The sequence below is a fragment of the Lachnoanaerobaculum sp. genome (genome assembly GCF_057250505.1).
The window spans coordinates 1-2739 of the sequence record NZ_DBHIEQ010000063.1; the positions used below are offsets into that span (position 1 = coordinate 1).

Below are 2739 nucleotides of genomic sequence, written 5' to 3' on the forward strand. Positions count from 1 at the left end.
GCACAGGCAGTTATTGACAGAACGAACAGAAAGTCTTCAACACCGGAATTGTTGGCGGCAATTGATGCACTTAATGCAGCTGTTAAAGCGGCAGGTGGAACAGTGCCGAATAATAACGGCGGTGGCGGCGGTCGTGGCCATGGAGGTTCAGGCGGCGGTTCGGGAAGTGCCGGAAGAAGAGCATCAAACGGACAGACAGGCGGACTTAGAGTAGGTCAGGATGGTAACTGGGAGTTATTGAATCCTGCAGAAGCTACAGCAAACCCTGACAGCAGCAAGTGGGTATTCAACCTTACAGCAGGTGGAAGAGTAAAGGGCTGGGCTTATCTAAGCTATACCTATCAGGGACAGACAAAGTCAGAGTGGTATCACTTTGCAGATAACAACATCATGGATTCAGGCTGGTTCTTAGAAGGAAATAGATGGTATTATCTATCAATGGATCACAATGGATTCTATGGTGAAATGGTAAAGGGATGGCATCATGATTCTCAGGATGGTAAATGGTATTACCTCAATCCAAACAATGGTTCAATGCATACAGATTGGCTAAAGGATGGAAATGAGTTTTACTATTTGAATCCTGTTGCAACAGGACAGACCTGGTTCTATGATAGCAATACAAATAGGTGGAATTTTGGTAATGTAAACTCAAGACCATATGGTTCAATGTATCAGAATGAAACTACACCTGACGGTTATCATGTAAATGAAAGCGGAGCTTGGAGATAATCTAAGTAAAGCATAAAATAGGGGCTCTCGCACTTAGGTGCGGGAGCTTTTTTGTATACATCTTGAAAATATTGTTGGAAATATCTATAATATATATAAAGTATTTTTGATGTGTAGTAAGATTTTTGTTTGTACTATAACCGTGTTGAAGGAGATTTCATTATGGGTAAGATTGAGGTTGAAAAAAGGGTAAGAGAGTTGGAAGCATTGGACGGTATTACTCTTGCTATATGGGGGATGAAACCGAGTGACGAGAATGAAAGATATGTTGTAAGCTTTGATATAAGCATAAACACAATTTTTGATTTGATGTCGTTTACGGCGTATGATATGGAAAGTGGTGATTTTGAGCCTAATCTGAATGATATATTTATCTTAGATACATTCTATGACTGCTTAATGAACTTCTCCAATATTACAGTGGAATACCTTGCAGAGAATGAGATAAACATATATGTACCTATAGGTAACAGTTTTGCAAAGCTGGAAATTCGATATATTGAGTATGAGGAGGTGGCCTTGACAGGTTATGAAAGAGTGGCAAAATGCTATGGAGAAAAGCCTTTCAAGGTGGGTATTTTCAACTATGATACTATGGAATATGATAACTTCCCACAGGATTTTAAAGTAGATGATTCTAAGTTTTATTGTTACGGATAATAAAAGAAAAAAGGCCCTCAAGCCTTTTTTGCTATACTGTCTCTGATTATAAGATTGCCGGTAATAAGCGTTTTTACCGGCTTATTTTTCTTGTCTTTTTTTATTTTCAAGAGCTGTTCTACTGCAAGCTTTCCAATCTGTTTCCTCTGCACATGAATTGTAGTAAGAGCAGGTGAAGAAACTGCTGAGTAAGGTATATCATCAAAACCTATTATGGAGATGTCTCTTGGTATTTTAAAGCCTTTTTCTTTTAAGGCTTTGATGGCTCCAAGAGCAAGAGTATCATTGTCAGCGAAAAAACAGTCCGGAAGTGTGCTTATATCTTGAAGTTGATCCATCATATCATTATAGGCTCCTATCATAGTGGGAGAAATCATATATGTATGTTCTTTTATATAGTCCATACCTAATCTTTCAACGCTCTCTATAAATCCTTTTTTTCTAAGTTGAAAATTTTCGGAATATATATTTCCACCTATATATCCTATACTTTTGTGTCCGCATTTTTTCAGATAATCAACAGCAATATAGACATTCTCCTCATTATTCATACAGATACTGTTACAGGTGGTATATGGGCAGACATTATCTACTACAACATACGGAATATATATACTGTCAAACAGCGGATACAGTTCGGGAGTAAACTCCGTACCGATAAGTATAATACCTTCATATTGACTAATATCCGTTTCAGACAGAAACTTTTCAAAGCTCTCTTTATGTACTCTTAAAACCATATTTAAATTTTCTTTTTGTAGTCTGTTCTCTATTGCGTCAAGTATTCCGGCTATAAATCCCTGATTTTCTTCAACAAAAACTCCACTTCTGTAATATTTCAGAACCAGTACATTTTTATTTTCGACAGTTCTTTTTCTTTGCGTAGGGTGATAGTTGTACTCCTGCATTGCCGAGAGTACCTTTTCTCTTGTTTCCTCACTGACACCTTTTTTTTCATTTATGACTATTGAAATAGCGGCAGGAGAAACGTTTATCAACTTGGATAATTCTCTAATGGTCATAATATTCTCCATATATATATGTTGTTCACTAAACAATAAATATTTTCAGTAATCATAATACTATTTTAAAAAGATATTGTCAAATGAGAATAAATATAAAATTTCACTTAACTAAAGCGTGGCATTGAGTATATAAAATTTATTTAGTAAGTATATACAGTAAAAAATAATATTTTTAGATATAAAAAAATATGTAATGTCTTGAATTTAAATATATTAAACCATAAAAAGTTGTAAAAAAATATAATTATAAACTATGCATAAAAATTATTGAGTAAAATTGTTCAATAGGTAGAAGATAATATATTGTATTGACTTTTATACA

General features: G+C 34.9%; 2 protein-coding genes and 1 pseudogene. 2 read left to right on the forward strand and 1 reads right to left on the reverse strand.

All coding sequences use genetic code 11. The features are described from left to right. Positions 1 to 732, forward strand: a pseudogene (locus ACO6FI_RS13170) (N-acetylmuramoyl-L-alanine amidase family protein); the annotation flags it as partial. A 162-nt stretch (positions 733 to 894) separates the two neighbouring features. Continuing rightward, positions 895 to 1392, forward strand: a complete 498-nt coding sequence (locus ACO6FI_RS13175) for a hypothetical protein (RefSeq protein ID WP_485457723.1) — start codon at positions 895 to 897, stop codon at positions 1390 to 1392. A 17-nt stretch (positions 1393 to 1409) separates the two neighbouring features. On the opposite strand, the gene ACO6FI_RS13180 is transcribed toward ACO6FI_RS13175, so the two are convergent. Then, on the reverse strand, positions 1410 to 2414 hold the full coding sequence (locus tag ACO6FI_RS13180) for a LacI family DNA-binding transcriptional regulator (protein WP_485457724.1): 1005 nt from the start codon (positions 2412 to 2414) through the stop codon (positions 1410 to 1412). Between the last annotated feature and the right edge of the window lie 325 nt (positions 2415 to 2739).

Coding starts and splice junctions, on each gene's coding strand:
- ACO6FI_RS13175 (WP_485457723.1), top strand. CDS start 895: ATGGGTAAGATTGAGGTTGAAAAAAGGGTAAGAGAGTTGGAAGCATTG.
- ACO6FI_RS13180 (WP_485457724.1), bottom strand. CDS start 2,414: ATGACCATTAGAGAATTATCCAAGTTGATAAACGTTTCTCCTGCCGCT.